The sequence below is a fragment of the Pedobacter psychroterrae genome, from assembly GCF_004331695.1.
GTDB classification, from domain to species: domain Bacteria; phylum Bacteroidota; class Bacteroidia; order Sphingobacteriales; family Sphingobacteriaceae; genus Pedobacter; species Pedobacter psychroterrae.
On sequence record NZ_SJSL01000002.1, the window covers coordinates 801,072 to 823,444 of the forward strand.

21 protein-coding genes and 1 tRNA gene are annotated in these 22,373 nt (G+C 42.3%); 12 read left to right on the plus strand and 10 right to left on the minus strand.

The features are described 5' to 3' along the window. Positions 1 to 78: 78 nt before the first annotated feature. Positions 79 to 1,146, plus strand: coding sequence for an AraC family transcriptional regulator (locus tag EZ437_RS11745; protein WP_131596209.1), 1,068 nt, complete (start codon positions 79 to 81; stop codon positions 1,144 to 1,146). Between the two features lie 138 nt (positions 1,147 to 1,284). On the opposite strand, the gene EZ437_RS11750 is transcribed toward EZ437_RS11745, so the two are convergent. The 6 genes from EZ437_RS11750 to EZ437_RS11775 form a co-directional block, all read right to left on the minus strand. After that, positions 1,285 to 2,439: a site-specific integrase gene (locus EZ437_RS11750; RefSeq protein ID WP_262708918.1), complete on the minus strand. Its 1,155-nt coding sequence runs from the start codon at positions 2,437 to 2,439 to the stop codon at positions 1,285 to 1,287. A gap of 323 nt (positions 2,440 to 2,762) precedes the next feature. Next, positions 2,763 to 2,849, minus strand: a tRNA-Ser gene (locus tag EZ437_RS11755). A 94-nt stretch (positions 2,850 to 2,943) separates the two neighbouring features. Further along, a complete protein-coding gene (locus EZ437_RS11760) occupies positions 2,944 to 3,942 on the minus strand; it encodes a YihY/virulence factor BrkB family protein (protein ID WP_131596211.1) in 999 nt (332 codons plus the stop codon). Positions 3,943 to 3,951: 9 nt separating this feature from the next. Further along, entirely contained in the window at positions 3,952 to 4,359 is a 408-nt protein-coding gene (locus tag EZ437_RS11765) for an acyl-CoA thioesterase (protein WP_131596213.1), read from the minus strand. A 3-nt stretch (positions 4,360 to 4,362) separates the two neighbouring features. After that, the gene (gene mltG / locus EZ437_RS11770) at positions 4,363 to 5,421 is read right to left on the minus strand and encodes an endolytic transglycosylase MltG (RefSeq protein WP_131596215.1); all 1,059 of its coding nucleotides are present in this window, start codon (positions 5,419 to 5,421) and stop codon (positions 4,363 to 4,365) included. A 16-nt stretch (positions 5,422 to 5,437) separates the two neighbouring features. After that, positions 5,438 to 6,208 (minus strand): PASTA domain-containing protein, encoded by a 771-nt coding sequence (locus EZ437_RS11775; protein ID WP_131596216.1) that lies wholly within the window; start codon positions 6,206 to 6,208, stop codon positions 5,438 to 5,440. Between the two features lie 156 nt (positions 6,209 to 6,364). Here EZ437_RS11775 and EZ437_RS11780 point away from each other — a divergent pair, with 156 nt between their 5' ends. The 3 genes from EZ437_RS11780 to EZ437_RS11790 all read left to right on the plus strand — a co-directional run bounded on the left by EZ437_RS11780 (position 6,365) and on the right by EZ437_RS11790 (position 8,429). Next, on the plus strand, positions 6,365 to 7,351 hold the full coding sequence (locus EZ437_RS11780) for a D-alanine--D-alanine ligase (RefSeq protein ID WP_131596217.1): 987 nt from the start codon (positions 6,365 to 6,367) through the stop codon (positions 7,349 to 7,351). Further along, positions 7,348 to 7,935 (plus strand): Crp/Fnr family transcriptional regulator, encoded by a 588-nt coding sequence (locus EZ437_RS11785; RefSeq protein WP_131596218.1) that lies wholly within the window; start codon positions 7,348 to 7,350, stop codon positions 7,933 to 7,935. Before EZ437_RS11780 ends, EZ437_RS11785 begins: the two co-directional genes overlap by 4 nt. A gap of 83 nt (positions 7,936 to 8,018) precedes the next feature. Continuing rightward, the gene (locus EZ437_RS11790) at positions 8,019 to 8,429 is read left to right on the plus strand and encodes a DUF983 domain-containing protein (protein ID WP_131596219.1); all 411 of its coding nucleotides are present in this window, start codon (positions 8,019 to 8,021) and stop codon (positions 8,427 to 8,429) included. Here EZ437_RS11790 and EZ437_RS11795 read toward each other — a convergent pair. Then, positions 8,419 to 9,846 (minus strand): MATE family efflux transporter, encoded by a 1,428-nt coding sequence (locus EZ437_RS11795; RefSeq protein ID WP_131596220.1) that lies wholly within the window; start codon positions 9,844 to 9,846, stop codon positions 8,419 to 8,421. The genes EZ437_RS11790 and EZ437_RS11795 overlap by 11 nt on opposite strands. Positions 9,847 to 10,223: 377 nt before the next feature. After that, positions 10,224 to 10,643, minus strand: coding sequence for an acyl-CoA thioesterase (locus EZ437_RS11800; protein WP_131596221.1), 420 nt, complete (start codon positions 10,641 to 10,643; stop codon positions 10,224 to 10,226). A 126-nt stretch (positions 10,644 to 10,769) separates the two neighbouring features. Between EZ437_RS11800 and rpsO the strand changes: the two genes are divergently transcribed. The 7 genes from rpsO to EZ437_RS11835 all read left to right on the plus strand — a co-directional run bounded on the left by rpsO (position 10,770) and on the right by EZ437_RS11835 (position 19,955). Further along, a complete protein-coding gene (rpsO, locus tag EZ437_RS11805; RefSeq protein ID WP_131596222.1) occupies positions 10,770 to 11,072 on the plus strand; it encodes a 30S ribosomal protein S15 in 303 nt (100 codons plus the stop codon). Between the two features lie 115 nt (positions 11,073 to 11,187). Further along, positions 11,188 to 13,332 carry a polyribonucleotide nucleotidyltransferase gene (gene pnp, locus EZ437_RS11810; RefSeq protein WP_131596223.1) on the plus strand — a complete coding sequence of 715 codons (2,145 nt, stop codon included), beginning with the start codon at positions 11,188 to 11,190 and terminating at the stop codon, positions 13,330 to 13,332. A 141-nt stretch (positions 13,333 to 13,473) separates the two neighbouring features. Next, positions 13,474 to 14,145: a ribulose-phosphate 3-epimerase gene (gene rpe, locus EZ437_RS11815; RefSeq protein WP_131596224.1), complete on the plus strand. Its 672-nt coding sequence runs from the start codon at positions 13,474 to 13,476 to the stop codon at positions 14,143 to 14,145. 9 nt (positions 14,146 to 14,154) lie between these two features. Beyond that, positions 14,155 to 16,557, plus strand: coding sequence for a TonB-dependent receptor (locus tag EZ437_RS11820; RefSeq protein WP_131596225.1), 2,403 nt, complete (start codon positions 14,155 to 14,157; stop codon positions 16,555 to 16,557). A gap of 47 nt (positions 16,558 to 16,604) precedes the next feature. Further along, the gene (gene serC, locus EZ437_RS11825; RefSeq protein WP_131596226.1) at positions 16,605 to 17,669 is read left to right on the plus strand and encodes a 3-phosphoserine/phosphohydroxythreonine transaminase; all 1,065 of its coding nucleotides are present in this window, start codon (positions 16,605 to 16,607) and stop codon (positions 17,667 to 17,669) included. An 11-nt stretch (positions 17,670 to 17,680) separates the two neighbouring features. Beyond that, positions 17,681 to 18,631, plus strand: a complete 951-nt coding sequence (locus EZ437_RS11830; RefSeq protein WP_205942689.1) for a D-2-hydroxyacid dehydrogenase — start codon at positions 17,681 to 17,683, stop codon at positions 18,629 to 18,631. A gap of 76 nt (positions 18,632 to 18,707) precedes the next feature. Next, positions 18,708 to 19,955 (plus strand): DUF1015 domain-containing protein, encoded by a 1,248-nt coding sequence (locus EZ437_RS11835; protein WP_131596227.1) that lies wholly within the window; start codon positions 18,708 to 18,710, stop codon positions 19,953 to 19,955. Here EZ437_RS11835 and EZ437_RS11840 read toward each other — a convergent pair. Together EZ437_RS11840 and EZ437_RS11845 are read right to left on the minus strand one after the other, a co-directional pair. After that, complete coding sequence (locus EZ437_RS11840) at positions 19,952 to 20,476, minus strand: hypothetical protein (protein WP_131596228.1); 525 nt, start codon at positions 20,474 to 20,476, stop codon at positions 19,952 to 19,954. The genes EZ437_RS11835 and EZ437_RS11840 overlap by 4 nt on opposite strands. A gap of 41 nt (positions 20,477 to 20,517) precedes the next feature. Next, the gene (locus tag EZ437_RS11845) at positions 20,518 to 21,297 is read right to left on the minus strand and encodes an SAM hydrolase/SAM-dependent halogenase family protein (protein WP_131596229.1); all 780 of its coding nucleotides are present in this window, start codon (positions 21,295 to 21,297) and stop codon (positions 20,518 to 20,520) included. A gap of 101 nt (positions 21,298 to 21,398) precedes the next feature. On the opposite strand from EZ437_RS11845, the gene EZ437_RS11850 reads away from it, so the two are divergent. Beyond that, positions 21,399 to 22,367, plus strand: coding sequence for a PhoH family protein (locus tag EZ437_RS11850; RefSeq protein ID WP_131596230.1), 969 nt, complete (start codon positions 21,399 to 21,401; stop codon positions 22,365 to 22,367). Positions 22,368 to 22,373: the final 6 nt, after the last annotated feature.

Here is a 22,373-nt window from a genome sequence, read left to right on the forward strand (position 1 = left end):
AAGTTTGTTCGGCTGTATCCAGGCGTATCTTCCTGTTGTATCGCGACGTATATTTGCGAAATAAACGTCACTACCGTTATGCATCAATCTTTCGCATTATTATTTTTGGCGCTAAGTGCTGGGAGCTTATTTCTTGCCGCCTTTTTATTGCTGACAGGTGTCGTGCAGGCAAATCACAAGGCGAATAAATGGTTAGGGGCTTTCTTTTTCCTGCTGAGTTTACTGTTAATGGAATTGTTTTTGGAGGGTGCCGGCCATCCCCAACCTCTGCTAATCCAAATAACCGAATGGCCGCGTTGGGCCATATTCCCCTGTTTATATGTGGCCGTTTTTACATTTGTCCATCCGCTGCGGCGGCCACGGCTATTGTTGATCCACTTTTTGCCGGCTGTTATTTTTATCATTTTTTTGACGTTAGGTGATAAGGTACAGTTGCCAAATTGGACAGGGGTCATTGCACGCTATTTCTTTTTTGCGCAAGGGCTGGTTTATGGGGTATTAAATCTCCGAATATTGATGAAACATCAAAGCCATATCCGCCAAGTATTGGCCGACAGAGCTTCTGATCTGACCTGGCTGCGTAACTTTGTTTACGCACCATTAGTGATAGCCGGGGTATGGCTCGCGTTCAGACAGTTACCTATTGTGGACGGCCTACTGCAATTATTGTGTTTAGGTCTGAGCTTGTATTTTGTTTCGGCGGCATTTAGACAGCGCGATGTTTACCCGGGTAAGCTATCTGAAGTTGAAGACTGGCCTGGCGATGTGCCGAATGAATCCACCTCTGCACGAAGACTTACTCCGAATCAGATAGCCATACTGAAAGATAGAGTGACGTTACTCACTGATCAGCATAAACCTTATTTAGACCCTGCACTGAACCTGCATACCTTAGCCGATAAAGTCGGTATTAATACCCATGAACTTTCCCTGGTCTTAAATCAAGGCTTTGGAATGAATTTTTACGCTTACATTAACGGTTTGCGAGCCGAAGAAGCAATCAGGTTACTGAAATCAGGGAAATATGGACGTGGTGAGATGGAGGCCGTCTCGATCAGGGCAGGCTTTAATTCACGCACGACTTTTTATGCAGCCATAAAGAAGAAAAAAGGTGAAAAGCCCGCTGGTTTCTTGAAAAAAGATTAATCTGCATTACAGCACTACATATTTCGAGTTTGTTAGATGTTGAGGTTGTTTGAAGTATCGTAGCTAGTCCCTAGTCATTTAACATGATTTGTTGTAAAAGGTGGTGTTATCCATTTCAAATTCACGATTAACTGTGCCTTAAGATGATACCACCTCCTGTTCAAGTTTGATTTTTAAAAGCGCCATGTCCCCACTAATTTTCTTCTCCATCGTTTTTGCATAGAGCTGAGTTGTCCTGATGCTGGTGTGTCCTAACATTTTAGAGACGGTATCTATTGGAACGTTATTGGAAAGCGTAATAGTCGTGGCAAAGGTATGCCTGGCGATGTGGAAGGTTAACTCCTTAGTGATCTCACAAAGGTCTGAGATTTCCTTTAGGTAGGCATTCATTTTTTGGTTGGACAATACGGGGAAAACATACGATTCACATCTTGGATGGTTCTCATATTTTTCGATCAGTTTTAGCGCATAGTCCAATATTGGCACATTCACTGGTGTTCCCGTCTTTTGCCGGAACGATTGAATCCAGGGGTCGCCATCTATCCCGGTAACGATATTATTTCGTTTGAGGCCCTTTACGTCAACGTAGGCGAGTCCAGTGTAGCAGCAGAATACAAATATATCCCTGACTAGATTGAGTCGGTCTATCTTAAATTGCTTACTCGTTAAAGCGCGCAACTCTGCGTTTGTCAGTGCGGTTCGGTTCACGGGCTTTAATTTCGATTTATAGCTAAGAAAAGGGTTGGTAGTTATATAGCCGCTTGCCAGGCAGATCAGAATGATTTTTTTGAAGTTTTTAATGTACTTGACCGTTGTGTTGTTGTTGCAGTTGCGCACTGTTCTCAGGTAAAAATCGTATTCAGAAATAAATACGTGGTTGACGCGGCTCAATGGTATGTCGCGGCATTTGTATTTTGAACTTATGAATTCTGCTGTATGTTTAAGGCAGGTTTCGTAGCGTTCTAATGTGCCCGGTGCAAACTCACGGCCAACCAGCGCCTTTACCTTATCATTGTGTTCCTGGAAAACCTCTAATAGGGTCTTGCCTTTGCTGACCTTTCCTTTAAGCCTGTCTCTGAGTTCTACGGAGCTGACTGAAACATCTGGTTCCATTTCGCGAAGATAGCGGTAGGTGTCCTTTATTTTATTTTCCAGCTTGTTGAGCTGATCGTTAATTTTTTTATGCTCCGCATCATTTTCTTTGACTCTTTCGGTTTTGATGTCCCAATGTTTGGGCAGGCAGCTGCAGCCAGTTGACAATTCTGTGGGCTGAAAATCCACCGTTATACGCATGTAAATGTACATTGGCCCTGTTTTGTGGTTCTTTGGTTCTTAAGGTAGAAAAGTGTTTTTAAATTACTGTCCATAATGATTCACTGAAAATCGGTTTAAAATTAAAATAATTGTCAGATTTCAACAAGATGTTCAGTTATTGAACTAGTTGTATTACAGATATTTACATTGTTTCAGCGCGTCTTTTTGCCGTTTTCACCAGACGCACTGAAAGACGCGTTAGAACGGCCCTTTTTTATGCATATTTTGGTGCTTGTAAAAAACAAAAAACCCTGCTAATGATACATTAACAGGGTTTTTATACATTTTGATATCGCTATCCGCGGAGAGTGGGGGATTCGAACCCGCGGATGCTGTTACACATCAACAGTTTTCAAGACTGCCGCAATCGACCACTCTGCCAACTCTCCGGCGCAAAAGTACAAATACCACTTGAATCTGCAAATTATGAGGTGAATTATTTAATGAAAAATTGATAAAAGCTTAAAACTGAGTAAGAAAAAATTATTTCTTATGCAGGTTTCCCTCTACAGGACTGCTTTTTTTGAACAAATTGAAGTTGGGCTTGATGATCTTCACACTTCTTTTTGATACATCTACACTTGCGTTCAGTTCAAATCCTACCAGCAGGATCAGCGAATTGAGGTAAAGCCAGATCATTAACACGATCAGCACGCTGATAGAGCCATAGACCTTATTATAAGAACTAAAATTGTTGATATAAAAAGAAAAGCCCCAGATGGTGAAAAAAGCAAGAATGGTAGCTAGCCAGGAGCCTGCGCTAAAAAACTTCCACTTCTTGGCATGCGCAGGCCCATACCTGTAAAGAATAGAAATGGTCACAAAATACAGTACGCCCAGCAATGCCCAGCGGGTAAGCTGTATTACCAGGTGGGTAATCCCGTCCCGGATATTTAATTCCGTATCGATGTACTTAAGTGCAAACTCTCCCAGGGTCATGGCGATGATGCAGACTATCACGGATAGTGCAATAATTACAGTGAGTATTACAGCGATCAACCGCTGTTTAAGCCAGGAACGGGTTTCAATGATGAGTGAAGACTTATTAAATGCCATCATTAGGTTATGGACCCCATTCGTAGAGAAAAACAAGGCAAGTATAAAACCAAATGACAGCAAACCTCCGTTTTGTTGCAGTACTATCTCTTCAAGGGTGTCCTTAAAAGCGATGAATGCCTCCTGTGGGAGGATCAGTTTTATTGAATCCATTAGCTGGAGCTGGAAGTCAAGTCCTTCTCCTTTTGGAATAAAGGGAATCAGGGTAAACAGGAAAATGATACCTGGAAATATAGCCAGCATAAAATTATACGCCAGGGAAGAGGCCTTGTTTACCAGGGAATCTTTGCCAATTTCTTTTAAAAAGAATGAGGCAACCGTGTATATGGGCAGCGGACTAAAGCCGGGCAGGATACAGACCTTTGTCCAGTCTATAAACATTGCATATAGCCTGATTTTCAGTAGCTGCTTATGTATCCAATCCATTTATCAAATTTATTTAAACCAGGCCTTTAGCCTTTGCATAAAATCTTCCGGCGGTTGGCAGGGTTTATTCTTTGCCATGTCTACGAAAACCAGCGTAGTATCACCAATATTTATCAGTTCCTGATTTTCATTGAACAGTTCATATTTAAAATGGATCCTAATGCCAGGTAGTTCGCTTACTGTAGTTTTAATAGTGATCTCCTGATCATACAAGGCCGGTTTTATAAACTTACAGTTCAGCGCCAATACAGGAAGCATTACCCCATCACGTTCCATACCCGCATAATCCATGCCTAAACTTCTCAGCATCTCTACACGGCCTACCTCGTAATACTGTGCGTAATTGCCATAATAAGCATACCCCATCTGGTCTGTTTCACCATACCTTACCCTTATTTTCGTACTGTGTGTATACATGTTCTATTTAAAAATATTACGCTTGTTCAGGGCCTCCCTGTATTTCTTTGCATTCCTGTCATGCTCCTGAACGGTAACTGCAAAATTGTGATAGCCAGAGAAATCCTCTTTGGCACACATGTAAATGTAATTGTTATCGTCGCGGTTCAATACGGCATCAACCGCATTGATGCTTGGCATCATGATCGGCCCCGGAGGCAAGCCCGCATATTTATAAGTATTGTACCTGGATTGTACACTTAGCAATGCATTGGTTACCCTTTTTACAGTAAAATCATTATTTGCGTAGATGACCGTAGGATCTGCCTGTAGCAATATCCCTTTATTCAGGCGGTTCAGATACAGCCCTGCTATAATTGGCATCTCTTTATCATAAAGGGCCTCTGCATCTACTATGGAAGCCAGGATCGATACTTCTATCGGACTAAGGTTTAAAGTTGCTGCTTTTTGCTTTCTTTCCGCATTCCAGAATTTAGCATATTCAGCCTGCATCCGTTCAAAAAATTCAGCTGCGGGGATATTCCAGTACATCTCGTAGGTATTAGGAATAAACATCACATAGCTGTTTTCGTTATTGAAGCCGTATTTTTCCAGCAGGGCAGTAGAATCCAGCAGGGAAATAAATTTTAAAGAGTCAGGCTCCAGATTGTTCGCCAGATAGGTTGCGAAGTTTTCTTTCTTCCGGATGTTTTGGAATTTAAGTTTTACCGGTTCCTGATTACCGGCTTTCAGCATATTGATCAGGCTGCGGTTGTTCATCCCTTTTGCCATTTTATACCTACCTGGTTTCAGTGAGCTGGCCAGTCCCATCTTGGCCGCTGCCTGTACAAAAGCACCCTTGTCTATCAGAATATCTTTGTAACTAAGTTCCTTCATCACCTCGTCAAACGTGTATCCTGTACGGACATACAAGTATTTCTCCTTGCCGGTGATATTGGGTGCAAAATACACTTTATATAATTTAAGCCCATAAACGCCTCCGGCAATTAAGATGATCAGTAAGACCAATAAGATTGCTTTGGTGCCTTTTTTCAAGCCTTTCTTGTTTTCCTGGTTTGTCATATTTTGTATTAAAATACTATTTCTTATTAGCTAAGGTAATATTGACCGGCGTGCCGATTTTTACCTTCGTTATTGAATCTGTAACAAAAGGCTCCTGTTTGATAATCACAGCATTGGCAGAGTCGGTGATCAGGCCTTCATAGGTGATTAAGCCCATATTCAGCTTGGCCCCGTTTTTTAACACAAACTGTGCTTCACTCTGTGTCAGACCCAGTAAGTCCGGAATATCTACCTCTGCATTACCTTCACCATCTCCCAGTACAAAGTCAATTCTGGAACCTTTTGGTATCACATATCCTGCTTTGATGGGCTGCCCGCCAAATGATGCCTCCAGTACGACATTCCTGCTTATGTCAGGCTTATAAGTAGTATCACCAAGTTTCAGACCAAAACTCTCAATAGTGGCCAGCACTTGCGTAAGCGGTTTAAACTCTATATCCGGAAATTTGACGTTAGGCGCAGTATTCATGCTCACTGTCAGGTAAATTGTCCGGTTGTCCTTCACAAAAGAGTTTGGATTCGGGTCCTGGTCTATTACCGTTCCCGGAGGTGTGTCCATGATGTAAACAGAATCAACCTCGTAGCGCAGGCCCATTTCTTCCAGTTTACTTACTGCCTGGGTGAAAGACAATCCTTTTAGAATGGGTACGTTCAATCCCTGTCCATGTTTGGTATAATACCTTAAACTATAAAAAGCGACGAACAACAGAATGGCTACCGTAACTACTGCCGATATCAGATTATTTCTAAAAGATTTAGTCTTGAGGTAAGAAATGAATTTGCTCATGGAGTTTTTCTATGCTAATAGGTATATGGTCCAAATTTAGGCTAAAAAAATATTTTATTGGAATTAAAATGACAACTCCATGAACTAATTTATATTTGTGCTTTAATAAATCTATCTCACTGAATGATTCAGGGTGATGTCCGTAAACAGAAACTGATGAAGAAAACAATAGCATTACTAACAGGGGGTACGACTGGTGAATGGGTGATTTCCGTTAAAAGTGCAGCTACTATAGCCCAAAATCTGGATGCTGATAAGTTTGACGTATATAAGATCATGCTCAGTCAGCAGGGCTGGTTTTATGAGCCTGCTGATTCTGTTAAAATTGAGGTAGACCGCAACGATTTTTCCCTGACCATAAAAGGCAGAAAAATTAAGTTTGATGGGGTATACATTGCCATTCACGGATCACCGGGAGAAGATGGCAAACTACAGGGCTATTTTGATATGCTCCAGCTGCCATATACTACCTGCGATGCACTTACTTCGGCCATCACCATGAATAAGGGGTATACCAAGGCCATTGCGGCCGGTATTGACCAGCTTAGTATAGCCCGGTCGGTACAGATCTTTAAAGACGCCCACTATGATCTGGGCCATATAAAGAATGAGCTTAACTCACCTTATTTTGTAAAGCCCAACAATGGGGGAAGCAGCATTGGTATGAGCAAAGTCAATCATGTAAACGACCTCGACGCTGCTGTAGCAAAGGCATTTAAAGAAGACACGCAGGTGTTGATAGAGGAATTTATATCAGGAAGAGAATTTACAGTAGGGGTAGTAAAGCTGGATGGCAAAATAACAATATTGCCTGTTACAGAGGTGGAAACAGCCAAAGAATTTTTTGATTTTGAGGCAAAATATACACCCGGGGTGGCTACAGAAACCACTCCTGCACTCATCCGGCCTGAAACCAGGGACAGGGTAGCCCGGATAGCAGAAGCAGTGTATGTTAAACTGAACTGCCGCGGGGTGGTACGCATAGATTTTATCCTGAAGGAAGATGAAGGCGAATTTTATTTCATAGAGATCAATACCGTGCCCGGTCAGACGGCCACCAGTTTTATCCCCCAGCAGGTAGCTGCAATGGGCTTAAAGCTCAATGATTTTTACACCAAATTAATCAGGGAAACGATAGGGTGATCACAAAATACCTGATATCAAAAGGTTTCAAAATTACACCCTACAGCAAAGGAGAAGTGATCTACAGCCCAGGTGCTCATCCACGGGCGGTGTATTTCATTAAAACGGGTAAAGTGAGGATGGTCACCGTCAATGAGGAAGGCAAAGAATTCATTCAGGGGATCTTTAAAGCAAATGAGTATTTTGGCGAACCGGCTTTGTTGCTCAGCAAACCTTATCTGGCCTACACCATTGCAGACCAGCCTGCAGAGATCATCATAGTGTCAAAAGATGAATTCTTAAAATTACTGGAAGAAGTGCCAGGCTTCAACATGCAGCTCATTCAGAACCTAAGCAGCAGGTTGTTTTATAAATCCATGATGCTCGAAGAATTGGCCAATGAGCAGGCCGGGCACAGGGTGATTACCCTGTTAAAATACCTGATGAAAGACCTGGAACAGGGTGCGGAGCTTAATTTTACCCGGCAGCAGCTGGCAGATATGAGCGGTCTCCGCGTGGAAACCGTCATCAGGATCATTAAAAACCTCTCAGGCCAGCATTCTTTTAAACTGTTGAAGGGCAAGATCATTAAAACATCAGTATGATCTACATCATAAAATGAGACAGCGCGGTTTGGTACCTTTGTATCATTCAGTTCATCGGGAATTGAATGATAAAATTTATTTAGATGAAACCTATATCAAAACTACAGGCTGTAATTGAATGTAAATGTCCGAGATGCCGTAAAGGGCCTATGTTTTCAGGCAGTGCCTATTCCTTCAAGGGGCAGGTTACCAATGAGTATTGTGCCCATTGTAACCTGCGCTTTGAAAGAGAACCAGGGTTCTTTTATGTGGCCATGTTCATCAGTTATGCAATGAACGTAGCCGAGATGATTGCCATCAGTGTGGCCGCATACGTACTTGGCGTAGCCCTTACCTACGAAAACTTATGGGTCTACGTGACCATCATCATTGCCGGTGTTTTTGTATTTGCGCCCATCAACTACCGTTACTCGCGGGTGTTCCTGCTTCACTGGCTTACACCAGGATTGGGATTTATTCCTGCGCTTTGGGAAAAACAAACGGTTAAACCTTAATGGTTTTCCATTTTCCTTTCTTAAACAAAATATAGCCGGCTATGGCTATTCCCGTTTCTGCACCTGGGATGGCTATAAAAACACCTATCGGTCCCATACCCATATATTTGGCAAGAAAATAAGCAAGGGGGATCTGAAACAGCCAAAAGCCAATAAAATTGACCCAGGTCGGTGTCCAGGTATCTCCGGCACCGTTGAATGTACTGATCAATACCATTCCTATACCATAAAAGATGTAGCCGATACTCATGATATGGAGTGCATCTTTTGCTACTTCCTGGATCAGTACATCGTTTGTAAAAAAGGCAATGAAGTAATGGCCTGCCGCAAAAGTGATCACCATGACGGTCAACATATAAATGACCACATATTTAGCAGTCTTCATGACCGATTGTTCTGCTCTGTCCAGGTGCTTGGCACCCAGGTTTTGGCCCACTAATGTAGCCGCGGCATTGCTCATACCCCAGGCAGGGAGCATAAAGAACATCATGAGCCGCAGGGCAGTCTGGTAACCTGCCGAGCCGTGATCACCACCCGTAGTAGCCACCAGTTGCGCAAGGAAAATCCAGCTGCATGATGCGATCACAAACTGAAATATACCGGGTGCGGCAATCTTCAGCAAGGCTTTGATCTGTTCCCAATGCGGGGTAAAATAAGCAAGTTTTACCTTCAGTACTCCCTTGCCATTTACCAGGTGATAGACCTGGTAGCAGACTCCGGTACCTCTTCCTATAGTAGTGGCTATTGCCGCTCCGGTCAGGCCGAAAGCAGGAACGGGCCCAAATCCATTGATAAGTACCGGACAGAGGATGATGTTTGCAATATTTGCAATCCATAAGCTTTTCATAGCGATGGCCGCATTGCCCGCCCCTCTGAAGATCCCATTGATGAGAAAAAGTAATACGATGATGATACTGCCGCCCATCATGATCCGCATAAAGGCAGTTCCCTGCTGCGCTGTTTCTGCTGATGCGCCCATGAATAAAAGCAAATCAGGAGCATATATAAATCCTGCAATGCTAATGAGGAGATTGAATGCTACCGCAATGAGGATGGCCTGAACGCCTGCTTTTGCCGCTGCCACCGGGTCTTTTTCACCGATCCGACGGGCTACAACAGCAGTAGCGGCCATGCTCATACCTATGGCAAGTGAATAGATCACGGTAAGTATAGACTCTGTAAGGCCTACGGTTTGAATGGCATGACTGCTGTTGTGCAGGTGACCTACAAAATAGAGGTCTACCAGTGCAAAAACAGATTCCATTGCCATTTCCAGCATCATAGGAATGGCCAGTAAAACTACCGCTTTGCGGATACTGCCTTGTGTAAAGTCGAGTTCCTCGCCTTTAAGGGATTGTTTTATAAGTGTATATATTTGAGATAACTTGCTTGATAAAGCTGTTTGTTGCTGTGACATAAAATGGAAAAATAATGATGAATTAATTTCAGGGGCAGCATTGCCCTGTTTTGTATAGCCGGGAAATTGGAGTCCTTGGTGTTTGGTTACCTCAAACGGACTGCAAAGATTTTCATCGTTCTGCGGTTTTGTTTAGTGTGCAAATATAATTTTTTTCGATAAAAATCAGCTTATTGGAGGTAAATATTTTTCATCGTTTTACGAGGTTAAATGCGGTGATAGGGAAGGGAACGCTTTGTATCTGAGTTCCTACTGAATCCAAGTTCAGTCCAGGTTGAGTCCAAGTCTAGTCCAACTATTTTGAGAAAAAGCTGGACTAATAGTGGACTGAACTTTTGTAGAAAGTGCAGTCAGTAAGTAAGCAGAAATATACGTTATTAAATACTATAAGCTTGGATCATTTCCTCATTGACCTTGCAGCCTTTGCCAGTAGTGGTGTCGATCATTACATAATCAAACCAGCCGTCGGATGCGATCTTGCCGCTGCGCTTGTTTTCAATTTCAAACTGGACACGGCAGCCTTTCTCATTGATGGTGAGTATACCCGTGCGTACCGCAATGACATCGCCCAGTACCAGCGGGCGTTTAAAATCTACCATAGCCGTGCGGACCACCCAGCCAAAGCCACTGCTCAAAAAAGACTCCATTGGCATTTTATAGAATTCTGCCATCTGGTCATAACGGGCAGCAAGTACATAATCAAAATACTTGCTGTTGTGCACATGGTTGAACATGTCGATGTCGTCAGGCCTTACTTTTAATTCACTTTCAAATACGCTGTACGGTGTCTTTTCCATTGAGGGACAGATTAATCTTACAAACTTACTACAAAATTGAATCATCTATTCTATTGCTAATCTTTAAAACTTACGTTATCTTTGCACACAATTAATTAATCAATTACACTTTAGTATCATTCAAGAATGTATTTAAGTAAAGAAAAGAAAGCCGAAATCTTCCAAAAACACGGCGAAGTAGAAACTAACACGGGTTCTGCAGAAGGTCAGGTAGCGTTATTTACGTATCGTATTGCGCACTTAACAGAGCACTTAAAGAAAAATCGTAAAGATTTCTCTACTCAGTTATCACTACAAAAATTAGTAGGTAAACGCCGCGGTATTTTGGCATATCTATTTAAAAAAGATATTGAGCGTTATCGTGCTATCATCAAAAACTTAGGTTTAAGGGATATCATCAAGGCTGTTGGTTCTAGAGACAGCAAATAAGCGTACTTATATCAAGAAAAGCCATTCTTTAGGATGGCTTTTTTAATTAAAAAGTAAAAAAACACATATAAATCCGGTATGTAGAAAGAGGAAAACATGCCACAACAACTTTTAAATGAATGTAATAAAAAAATCGTTCGACCTGGGTGACGGAAGAACAATTGAAATCGAAACTGGTAAATTAGCTAAACAGGCTGATGGTTCGGTAGTAGTAAGAATGGGTGATACCATGTTATTGGCAACTGTTGTATCTACAGTGGGTGCTAAGACTGGTGTTGATTTTTTACCCCTGTCTGTAGATTATCAGGAGAAATATGCTGCCGCAGGCCGTATCCCTGGTGGTTTCTTACGCCGTGAAGCCAGGTTATCTGATTATGAGGTTTTGATCTCAAGATTGGTAGACCGTGCATTGCGCCCAATGTTTCCTGAAGATTATCACTCTGATACTCAGGTAATGATCTCCCTGATCTCATCTGATAAAAATATAATGCCTGATTGTTTGGCAGGTCTGGCTGCTTCGGCAGCAATTGCGGTTTCAGATATTCCTTTTAACGGGCCAATCTCTGAAGTACGCGTTGCCAGAATTGACGGTAAATTTGTAATCAATCCTTATGTAAGTGATCTTGAACGCGCTGACATGGAGTTTTTGGTAGCTGGTACTGAAAACGACATCGTAATGGTGGAAGGTGAGTGTGATGAGATCTCTGAAACTGAAATGGTTGAAGCGATCGAGTTTGCACACAAAGCAATCGTTATCCAGGTTCAGGCTCAAAAAGAACTGGCTGAACTCGTAGGTAAGACAGTAAAACGTACGTATTCTCATGAAGATAGCAATCCTGAGCTGAAAGAGCAGGTTTATGCTTTTGCTTATGATAAAGTGTATGCAATTGCTAAAAGCAATACAGGTAAAGCTGAGCGTGGTGACGCTTTCGGTGCGGTATTGATGGACTTCATCGCTACTTTAGGTGAAGGCCTGGATGATGTAACGGGCTTCCTGTCTAAAAAATATTTCCACGATGTACAGTATGATGCCATTCGTAACCTGGTACTTGACGAAGGAATTCGTTTGGACGGTCGTGATGCTCGTACGGTACGCCCTATCTGGAGTGAAATAGGTTATTTGCCTTCTGCTCACGGTTCGGCAGTATTCACCCGTGGTGAAACACAAGCATTGACCACTGTTACTTTAGGTTCTAAAGATGATGAGCAGATGATTGATGGTGCTTTCATCAATGGATACAATAAATTCTTATTGCACTATAATTTCCCTGGTTTCTCTACCGGCGAGGTTCGTCCTAACAGGGGAGCTGGTCGTCGTGAGATTGGTCACGGTAACTTAGCGATGCGTTCTTTGAAGAAAGTATTGCCAGGTTTAGAAGAAAACCCTTATACCATCCGTATCGTTTCTGATATCTTAGAGTCTAACGGTTCTTCATCAATGGCTACTGTTTGTGCTGGTACACTGGCGCTTATGGATGCTGGTATTAAGATCAAAGCACCAGTTTCTGGTATTGCGATGGGATTGATCACTGATGAGAAAACAGGTAAATATGCAATCCTTTCAGATATCCTTGGTGATGAAGATCATTTGGGAGATATGGACTTTAAAGTTACCGGTACTGAAAAAGGCATCGTAGCTTGTCAGATGGATTTAAAGATCAACGGTCTGAAATGGGAAGTGCTGACAAATGCGCTTATCCAGGCCAAAGAAGCCCGTCTGCACATCTTAAATGAGATGAAGAAAACCATCTCTGCACCTCGTGAGGATTACAAAGACCACGCTCCGCGTATCGTTTCTTTGAGTATCGATAAAGAATTTATTGGTGCGGTAATAGGCCCAGGCGGTAAAATTATCCAGGAAATGCAACGCGAAACCGGTGCTTCTATCTCTATCGAAGAGGTTGGAAACAAAGGTATCGTGGAGATCTTTGCTGATAATAAAGCAGCTATTGATGCTGCTGTAGGCCGTATCAATGCCATCGCTGCTAAACCTGACATAGGTGCTACTTACGACGGTAAAGTAAAATCAATCATGCCATTTGGTGCATTTGTTGAAATTATGCCAGGTAAGGACGGTCTGTTGCACATCTCTGAGATTGCATGGGAACGTTTAGAAACAATGGACGGTGTACTTAAAGAAGGTGATAAGATCCAGGTTAAATTGTTGGATATTGACAAACAAGGTAAAATGAAACTTTCCAGAAAAGCTTTGTTGCCTCGTCCGCCAAGACCGGAAGCTGCACCTGCAACACAAGGATAAAGAAGTATACCGGATGATAGAAGCCGGTATGATTTTAAAATAAATAGAAAGCCCTGCAATTTGCGGGGCTTTTTGGTTTAAAATGTGTTATTTCGTTATCTTTACGGGTAATGTACGCCTTAACGGTACAAGCTGATATATATGAAACATTTAATTGCGCCGTCTGTCCTCTCTGCTGATTTTGCCAACCTGCAGCGTGATGTGGAAATGATCAATGCCAGCGAAGCTGACTGGTTTCACGTAGATATCATGGACGGTGTTTTTGTTCCCAATATTTCTTTTGGGTTTCCGGTAATGGAAGCGGTAGCCAGGTATGCAAAGAAACCTTTGGATGTACATTTGATGATCATAAACCCGGATCAGTACATTGCACGTTTTGCTGAGGCGGGAGCAGCAGTGATCACCGTGCATTACGAAGCCTGTACGCACCTGCACAGAACCGTTCAGGCCATCCATGCCGCAGGCTGTAAGGCCGGTGTGGCCCTTAATCCGCATACCCCCGTGGGTTTGCTAAAAGATATCCTGCCCGATCTGGACCTGGTGCTGGTGATGTCTGTAAATCCCGGATTTGGCGGACAGAAATTTATTCCCAATACACTCAATAAAGTAAGAGAACTGCGGGCAATGGCAGCACTTACACAACCTGATCTGATCATAGAAGTAGATGGCGGGGTGGGGCTGAGCAACCTTGCTGATCTGGTAAATGCAGGAGCGAATGTGCTTGTGGCCGGTAATGCTGTATTTGCGGCATCATCGCCTGCGGCAATGATCTCTGAACTGAAAGAAATTGATCCGGATATAGTGAAATCATAATCAGCTTAAATGCTAAAAATCCGCCTGTTATTACTTTTAATGATGTTGGGGTTTACCATTGTAAATGCCCAGCCTCTTGTGAAAGTTACAGGTCTGATTACGGACCAGCTTAAAAACCCCCTTCCGAAGGTGACTATTTCTATAATGGGGCAAAACATCTCTACTGTTTCTGATGATAATGGTGTTTACAACATCTATGCGGTCACGACTTCCTTTACGATTAAGTACAACCTGCTTGGATACAATCCCGTTTTACTGGAAATAAAGCGCGACAAAGAGGGAAGGATTGTTCAGAATGTGAGCCTTACCAGTAATATCAATGAGCTCGAGCAGGTCACAATTACGACAAAGCAAAACCAGTTGAGCAACAGTACGATCATTAATATCACCGATATTGCCTCTATGCCTACTGTTTCAGGTAATTTTGAAGTGATCCTTAAGACACTGCCCGGCGTTTCTACCAACAATGAACTGAGTTCCCAATACAGTGTGCGGGGCGGTAATTTTGATGAGAACCTGATCTATGTAAACGATATAGAGATCAACAGGCCTGTGCTGATCAGAAACGGGCAACAGGAAGGATTGAGCTTCATAAACAGTGATTTGCTGAGTTCTGCCAAATTCTCTGCTGGAGGCTTTGAGTCTAGGTATGGGGATAAACTGTCTTCAGTACTGGATGTAAGGTATGATAAGCCCGATAGCAGTCAGGCTATACTTAATTTTGGGATGCTGGGGGCGTCATTCAGTTCCAAAATACTCAACAAAAGCAGCTACCTGCTTACAGGATTGCGGTATAAGAATAATTCGAGCATCCTGACCCGTCAGGACAATAAGGGCAGCTACGCGCCTAATTTTACAGATGCACAGGTCATCTATCATCAGACCATTTCTTCCAGGTTGAGCCTCAATTTCTTAGGAAGCTTCAATAGCGGGATTTTTAAGCTGATACCCGAAAGCAGGGAAACTCAGTTCGGTACCTCAAGCACTTTGCTGAGGCTGCAGACGGACTATGAGGGAAAGGAAGTAGATGATTATCAGACAGCGGGCGGTGCCATTACGATGGCTTATTTTCCCCAGCCCAATCTGGTAATCAAATGGATCAGCAGTTATTTTAGTACACTTGAAAGAGAGCGCATAGACATTGAAGGCCGGTACATTTTTAATGAAATAAACAATGATTTTGCAGACAGGAATTTTGGGGCAGTAAAAGCCAGTAGGGGTATCGGGGGCTATATGAACTATGCACGCAATAACCTGGAGTCGCAGCACTTTAGTTCTGAGGTCAAGGTGGACCAGAATTACAACAGTCACACTTTTTCTTTGGGGATGAGGTTTGAGCGCAAAGATTATAATGATAATTTAAACGAATACAGCCTGGTAGATTCTGCCGGATATATTTTGCAGGAGCGACTGGGCAATTTTTATCAGGACAATCTGATAAACATCCAAAATAAGCTAGCCATACAATATTATACAGGTTATATACAGGACAGCTATGGGGTATCACCAAATTCTGACCTGCAGCTGGGCTTAAGGGTAAACTACAATACCCTCAGCAGACAGTTGCTGTTGAGTCCGAGGCTGTTATTGGCCTACAGACCTCCCAGCAATACCAAGATCTTCCGGTTTTCTGCAGGTGTATACCAGCAGGCGCCGGATTACAGGAGTATCCGGGATTTTAACGGGGTACTGAATCTGGATCAAAAGGCGCAGCGTTCTTACAATAGTTCTGTGGGCCTCGATTACGCATTTGACGGATTGGGCACTCGCTTAAAGTTTACCTCTGAACTGTATTTTAAATACCAGGACAGACTGATACCTTACATGATGGACAATGTAAGGATCAAATACCTTTCAGGCGATGTAGCCGAGGGATATACTTATGGTACAGACCTGAGCATCGGCGGTGAATTTGTAAAGGACTTGTTGTCCTATTTCAGGGTATCCATTATGAAGGCCAATCAGCATATCATTGAGGATGCCACAGGGTATTTGAGAAGGCCTACAGACCAGCGGGTAAACTTTTCAGTATATTTTCAGGACAGACTGCTGAACAGTCCGGCTTACAAAGTACACCTGAACCTGCTTTACGGATCAAGACTGCCTTTGGGCACGCCGCTCATACAGCGCTATTCGGATGATTTTAATATCCCTTCCTATAAAAGAGTGGACATTGGTTTTTCCAAAGATTTTCTGGACGATAAGGGCATAAAAAAACCAAGACTATTGGATAAGTATTTTAGTTCGTTTTCTGCTCATTTAGAAGTATTTAATTTGCTGAATATAGACAATACTGTTTCATATTTATGGCTTAAGGACGTAGATAACGTACAATATGCGATTCCTAATTATTTGACGGGCCGGCAACTGAACCTTAAATTGATCATAAAGTTCAAGAATTCCAATAGATAAAAGGTATAAAAATATTACATTTACAGCCATTATAAATAACCATAAAAATGAGACACAATTTCGGCGCAGGCCCATGTATTTTACCTCAAGAAGTATTTAAACAAGCATCACAGGCAGTTTTAGATTTTAAAGATGGTTTGTCCATTTTAGAGATCTCCCACCGTACTCCTGAGTTTGAAGCGGTAGTTGATGAAACCGTAAGATTGATTAAAGAATTAATGAACGTACCATCGGGATATTCGGTTGTATTATTACAAGGCGGTGCCAGTTTGCAGTTTTCAATGGTTCCTATGAACCTGTTGCCGGAAGGTGGAACAGCAGCCTACCTGGAGACAGGTATATGGGCCAATAAGGCGATCAAGGAAGTAAAGACCTTTGGGACGGCAAATATTGTAGCTTCTTCAAAAGAGTCAAATTATACTTATGTACCTAAGGATTATGTGATCCCTGAAGACAGTGCTTATTTTCACTGCACGTCAAACAATACGATTTATGGTACGGAATTGTACAACTTTCCGACCACCAGTGTTCCTGTAGTTTGTGACATGTCATCAGACATCATGAGCAGGGTAATTGATGTAGCCCAGTTTGACCTGATCTACGCCGGTGCGCAAAAAAACATCGGTCCTGCAGGTCTGACGATCGCCATTGTAAAAGATGAGATATTGGGTAAGTCGGGCAGAAAACTGCCTTCTATGCTGGATTATCAAGTGCATATCGAAGGTGGTTCTATGTACAATACGCCACCTGTATTCTCTATATATGTAGCAATGCTGAACTTAAGGTGGTTGAAATCTAAAGGTGGTGTGGCTGAGATTGAAAAAGAAAATAAGGCAAAAGCAGAAGCTTTATATAAAGAGATCGACAGAAACCCGTTGTTTAAAGGGACATGTGCTGTAGAGGACCGTTCAAGAATGAATGTGTGCTTTGTAATGGAAAACCCTGAACTGGAAAAACCATTCCTTAAATTAGCTGAAGAAAATGGCATCGAAGGAATCAAAGGGCATAGAAGTGTAGGCGGATTCAGAGCGTCTATGTACAATGCGCTTCCAATTACAAGTGTACATGCCTTGATAGAATTAATGCAGATTTTTGCAGAAAAACACCAATAAAACATAAATTAATGATCAAGATACTTGCAAATGACGGGATTGACCCTGTTGGTAAAAAATTATTAGAGGATGCGGGTTTTGTAGTTGATACAGAAACTGTTCCACAAGATCAATTGGTTGAAGCTTTGAAAAATTATGATGGTATTACCGTTAGAAGTGCAACCAAACTCCGTAAAGATTTAATAGACCAGGTTCCAAATATCAAACTGATCGGCAGGGGTGGAGTAGGTATGGACAACATTGATGTTGATTATGCCCGCAGTAAAGGAATTGCGGTAGTAAATACACCAGCGGCCTCTTCGCTATCGGTAGCTGAACTGGTTTTTGCACATTTGTTTACAGGTATCCGTTTCCTGCAGGACTCGAACAGAAAAATGCCTGTTGAAGGTGCTACCAAATTCAATGCTTTGAAAAAAGCGTATGCAGGTGGTGTAGAACTTCAGGGCAAGACAATGGGGATCATCGGTTTTGGTCGTATTGGTCGCGAAACTGCCAAAGTAGCGCTTAGGTTAGGTATGAATGTACTGGCCTATGACCTTTATCCTTCAGAAGGTACTTTACCCTTGACTTTTCATGGCGGAGCTACCCTGGATATTCCTTTTAAAACAGTTTCACTGGAAGAAGTGATCACAGGCAGTGATTTCATTAGCTTACATACTCCCTTTGCAGATAAACCTATTTTGGGTGCAGAAGAATTTGCTAAGGTAAAAGCGGGAGTAGGTGTAGTAAACTGCTCAAGAGGCGGTACCATTGATGAGCTTGCATTGGTTGCAGCGCTTGACAGTGGTAAAGTTGCTTTTGCAGGCCTGGATGTATTTGATGACGAGCCTACGCCAAGAGCAGAGATATTGCAGCATGCGAAGATCTCTTTGACACCACATATCGGTGCAGCTACAAACGAAGCACAGGAACGCATCGGTACAGAGCTTGCCACATTAATTATTGAGCATTTCAAAAAATAAATAGTGCTTTTGCACAGTTAAGTTTAGTGGGCAAGGCTATTTTTTGTATAGTTTTGCCCATTATTCATAATCAAGTATGCCTTTAGTAAAGCCATTCTGTGCGCTCAAGCCTGCAAAGCACTTACAAGCAAGTGTCGTAACGCGACCGCTTGAAAATTATAGTGCCAAAGAAATAAAGCAGATAGCGGCTGAAAATCCCGATAGTTTTCTCCATTTGATCAACCCTGAGCTGGATAATCCATATCTGCGGGGTACAAAACAAGAACTGATCTATAAAAAGATCAGTGAGAACCTCGAATCATTTATAGAACACAGTATTCTGGTAAAGCAGGATGAACCGGCGATTTATGTATACAGGGTGATACATGATGGTTTGACACAGACCGGCATATGGACACTGACCCATATTGCAGATTATCTGAACGGAGGGATCAAAAAACATGAATCTACAGTAGCGCAAAGAGAGAAATCACTTGCAGAATACCTTCAGCAAACGGGAATAGATGCCAATCCGGTGTTGATCACTTACCATTCTGATGCAGTAATAGAGGCACTGGTCAATAAATATGTTGGGCTTGGTCCTGAACTTAATTTTGTTTTATCCGACGAAAGCAGGCATCAGGTTTGGGCCATTACGGATGAAGGTGACCTGACTGCAGTAATCAGCGCGTTTGCGACAATGCCCTATGTATACATTGCTGACGGGCATCACAGGATTGCTTCTATGGCAAAGATGGGCCAGCACAAGCAGGCACTTAACGCGGATAAGCATACCGGCAGGGAAGCATACAATTATTTTACTACGGTGTACATGAATACAGCCGAAGTAAAGGTGCTGGAGTTTAATCGCCTGGTGAGGGATCTTGGAGGTTTGACAGTCAATGAATTTGTAACACTGCTGGACGAATCTTTTATTGTTGAAAAATCTTTGACCGACGCCATAACGCCCCTTGAATTACACACTATCGGAATGTATCTGGATAGACAATGGTATAGGCTTATTCCTAAAAAAGGTATTTATGACGAACATGATCCCGTTGCGGTACTCGATGTGAGCATACTGCAAAACTTTATATTAGATCCGCTCCTTAAAATCCAGGACCCAAGGGCAAATGTAAGGATTACATTTGAAGGAGGCAGAACATCGATTGCGGACCTCCAGGACAAAGTAGACAGCGGTATGTACGCAGTGGCCTTTACGTTGTTCCCGGTGTCAGTAGATCAGGTAATAGCAGTCGCAGATGCCAAAGGTGTGATGCCGCCAAAGTCTACATGGGTAGAGCCCAAATTTTTGACTGGTCTGCTGACCAATTATTTTAATTAAGCGAAAGGGCCTTCACTGGCTTTCCTGTATTTTTTATAGTAGAAAAAGCTAAGGGCTGCGAACAAGAACAGCAATAATATGGTTAAATAGTAAATTGGGCCGCTTTTAGCTATGTTATTGGTCTCATTTTCTAATCTTTCGTTTTCATCCTGCAGTTTTTTGATGGACAGCATGTAGTTTTGAATCCTGCTGTTGCTGGAACTGGCCTCTAGCTGGACTCTCTTTACTTCCTGGTCTTTATAATCCAGTAATATTTTAAGCTCCTTAAAAATGTTGTTGTCATTTAATACGATCTGTCTTAAAATTTCATTGGATTTTTTTATATCCCCTTTGGTCTGAAATCCAAAGATTCCGGTTCGGTTGTCCAGACTCTGATCATACTGTCCGAATTTATTGCTCCTTTCAGACAATAAAGCATTGACCTTCAGTCGCTGAAGCTGGTATGCGGTGGTGTCATTTTGGAAAGCGTTCGCATTAAAGGCTATACTGATGAATAATAAAAGCAATAAGTTCCTGATCATATTGTATGGTTTTGATAATGCAAGCAAACTTTATGCCCTGCTTATGGATGAAATTCTATTCGGATGATGTCGCTAAGGTGCAATCCCAGCAGTCCGCTTGCTTTTCCTTTATTTATAGCGATCTCCAGATGGTTGCTGATTCCAAAAAGACACAGCTTTTCTCCCTCAGGAACCTCATTGTAGTGCCAGCTAAGTTGGGTTATCGTCTCGCTTTTTCTGAAATATAAAGTAAAATCCCGGTTGCGTTGAATCCTGGTAAACAGGTCTTTGGTAATATTTGTAATTACATTGCAGAAAGTATCAATATAGATGACGCTGCCTCTTATGATGTCCCTTTCAATTACCGGGTTTAACAGCATACGCTCTTCAATATTATCTGTAGGTACACCGATGTCTTTAAGCTTGGCACCTTTGGCAAGTTGTGTGGCTGCCTTAACAAAAATATCTACCAGGGGAAAATGGAGATATTTGAGGTCCTGCATAATGTTTAGCTCCACGATCTCTTCAGGTTTCTCATCAAAAAGGAGGGAGAATATGCCGTTGTCAGCTCCTACAAAAAAGTGGTCTTTATGTCGCAGGGCGATATATTTTGTATGGTCACTATAAACTGAATCGATGCCGATGAGGTGAACAGTACCTTTTGGAAAATAGGGATAAACATTCTTTAACACAAAGGCAGCGTAAGAAATATTAAATGATGGCACCTCATGTGTTACATCAACAATATTGGCTGCAGGCAAGATGCTCAGGATACTGCCTTTGAGGGCGGCCTGATAAAAATCTTTGGAACCTAAATCTGTTGTTAAAGTAATAATGGCCATTAAAAATTGAATATTTATTCTTAATCTTGCGTTAGCGGTAAATCGCGTACAAATATTCAATTTTTATATCAAAATATACACCCTATCAAAAAAACAATATTTTGAACGAACTAAAATTAACATTAGAATCGGTAGATCCGGTACAATTTTGGGGTGCTAATAATGAGCACTACGAGCTGATTAAAAATGCATTTCCGAAATTGAAAATTGTAGCGAGAGGCAATGAAGTTAAGGTGCTGGGCGACGAGCAGGAACTTAAGGTCTTTGAAACGAAGTATAACCAGTTGATCGCTCAGTTGGATAAATACAGCGCATTGACAGCCAATGATGTAGAGTCTGTTTTAATGACTAAAAAGACAGTTTCAAGCGAAGAAAAGCAAACTGAAAAACCTGGTGCAGGAGGTGGTGGAGGTGAGGTTATTGTTTTTGGTACCAACGGATTGATGGTCAAGGCCAGGACGGCCAACCAGCGCAGAATGGTAGAAAGTATCAATAAGAATGATGTATTGTTTGCCATAGGCCCTGCAGGTACCGGTAAAACCTATACGGCTGTAGCACTGGCAGTCAGGGCCTTGAAAAATAAAGAGATCAAACGTATTATTTTAACCAGACCGGCCGTAGAGGCAGGGGAGAACCTGGGCTTTTTGCCGGGTGACCTGAAAGAAAAGGTCGATCCCTATCTTCGACCGTTGTATGACGCATTGGACGATATGATCCCGGCTGAAAAGCTGAAACTGTATCTGGAGAACAGGACCATTGAGATAGCGCCGCTGGCATTTATGCGTGGCAGGACCCTTGATAACTGTTTTGTGATACTGGATGAAGCCCAGAACTCTACAGATCTTCAGCTAAAGATGTTCCTGACCCGTATGGGACCATCTGCTAAGTTCATCGTAACCGGTGATGTAACACAGATAGACTTGCCAAGAAAACAGATGTCCGGCTTGCACAATGCACTCCGGATATTGGATGACATACCAGGCATTGAGATTATCTACTTAACAGGAGAGGATGTAGTGAGGCACAAATTAGTCAAAAGAATATTAAAAGCTTACGGAGATATACAGTAACAGCAT

Excerpts from the sequence above, each read along its gene's own strand:
- EZ437_RS11745 (WP_131596209.1), top strand. The coding sequence starts at position 79 with ATGCATCAATCTTTCGCATTATTATTTTTGGCGCTAAGTGCTGGGAGC.
- EZ437_RS11750 (WP_262708918.1), bottom strand. The coding sequence starts at position 2,439 with ATGCGTATAACGGTGGATTTTCAGCCCACAGAATTGTCAACTGGCTGC.
- EZ437_RS11760 (WP_131596211.1), bottom strand. The coding sequence starts at position 3,942 with ATGGATTGGATACATAAGCAGCTACTGAAAATCAGGCTATATGCAATG.
- EZ437_RS11765 (WP_131596213.1), bottom strand. The coding sequence starts at position 4,359 with ATGTATACACACAGTACGAAAATAAGGGTAAGGTATGGTGAAACAGAC.
- mltG (WP_131596215.1), bottom strand. The coding sequence starts at position 5,421 with ATGACAAACCAGGAAAACAAGAAAGGCTTGAAAAAAGGCACCAAAGCA.
- EZ437_RS11775 (WP_131596216.1), bottom strand. The coding sequence starts at position 6,208 with ATGAGCAAATTCATTTCTTACCTCAAGACTAAATCTTTTAGAAATAAT.
- EZ437_RS11780 (WP_131596217.1), top strand. The coding sequence starts at position 6,365 with ATGAAGAAAACAATAGCATTACTAACAGGGGGTACGACTGGTGAATGG.
- EZ437_RS11790 (WP_131596219.1), top strand. The coding sequence starts at position 8,019 with ATGAAACCTATATCAAAACTACAGGCTGTAATTGAATGTAAATGTCCG.
- EZ437_RS11795 (WP_131596220.1), bottom strand. The coding sequence starts at position 9,846 with ATGTCACAGCAACAAACAGCTTTATCAAGCAAGTTATCTCAAATATAT.
- EZ437_RS11800 (WP_131596221.1), bottom strand. The coding sequence starts at position 10,643 with ATGGAAAAGACACCGTACAGCGTATTTGAAAGTGAATTAAAAGTAAGG.
- rpsO (WP_131596222.1), top strand. The coding sequence starts at position 10,770 with ATGTATTTAAGTAAAGAAAAGAAAGCCGAAATCTTCCAAAAACACGGC.
- pnp (WP_131596223.1), top strand. The coding sequence starts at position 11,188 with ATGAATGTAATAAAAAAATCGTTCGACCTGGGTGACGGAAGAACAATT.
- rpe (WP_131596224.1), top strand. The coding sequence starts at position 13,474 with ATGAAACATTTAATTGCGCCGTCTGTCCTCTCTGCTGATTTTGCCAAC.
- EZ437_RS11820 (WP_131596225.1), top strand. The coding sequence starts at position 14,155 with ATGCTAAAAATCCGCCTGTTATTACTTTTAATGATGTTGGGGTTTACC.
- serC (WP_131596226.1), top strand. The coding sequence starts at position 16,605 with ATGAGACACAATTTCGGCGCAGGCCCATGTATTTTACCTCAAGAAGTA.
- EZ437_RS11830 (WP_205942689.1), top strand. The coding sequence starts at position 17,681 with ATGATCAAGATACTTGCAAATGACGGGATTGACCCTGTTGGTAAAAAA.
- EZ437_RS11835 (WP_131596227.1), top strand. The coding sequence starts at position 18,708 with ATGCCTTTAGTAAAGCCATTCTGTGCGCTCAAGCCTGCAAAGCACTTA.
- EZ437_RS11840 (WP_131596228.1), bottom strand. The coding sequence starts at position 20,476 with ATGATCAGGAACTTATTGCTTTTATTATTCATCAGTATAGCCTTTAAT.
- EZ437_RS11845 (WP_131596229.1), bottom strand. The coding sequence starts at position 21,297 with ATGGCCATTATTACTTTAACAACAGATTTAGGTTCCAAAGATTTTTAT.